The sequence below is a fragment of the Homoserinimonas sp. OAct 916 genome (assembly GCF_003260275.1).
Classification (GTDB): Bacteria; Actinomycetota; Actinomycetes; order Actinomycetales; family Microbacteriaceae; genus OACT-916.
Genome location: NZ_QJHB01000115.1, coordinates 1 through 280, shown reverse-complemented (window position 1 = coordinate 280; position 280 = coordinate 1). Strand labels below are relative to the sequence as shown.

At 69.6% G+C, this 280-nt stretch carries 1 protein-coding gene; it reads left to right on the top strand.

Annotated features, from left to right (window positions below; all coding sequences use genetic code 11):
* Positions 1-44: 44 nt before the first annotated feature.
* The coding region (locus tag DL891_RS16920) for a hypothetical protein (RefSeq protein WP_232819257.1) at positions 45-280 on the top strand (236 nt) is incomplete at its 3' end.

Genomic DNA, 280 nt, shown 5'->3' with positions numbered 1-280 from the left:
TCAGCCCGGACAGCCGCGACCGCACCACCCTCGCAGGCGTGCGCATGCTCTTCGGCACCGCCGCCGCGCTGGTCGTGACGATGGGAACCCCGTTGATCGCCGCCCGCCTGTCCGGGGTGCCAACCAGCGCGTCGGGCTATGTCGGCGCGGCAGCGGTTTATGCGATGGTTGGCACCGCGTTGCTGCTGGCTTTGGCCTTTGGCGCACGCGGAGCACGGGCCGAAGATACCGCACTCGCCGCCGTGCCGATGCTGCTATGTCTGCGCCTGCTGTTCGGCAA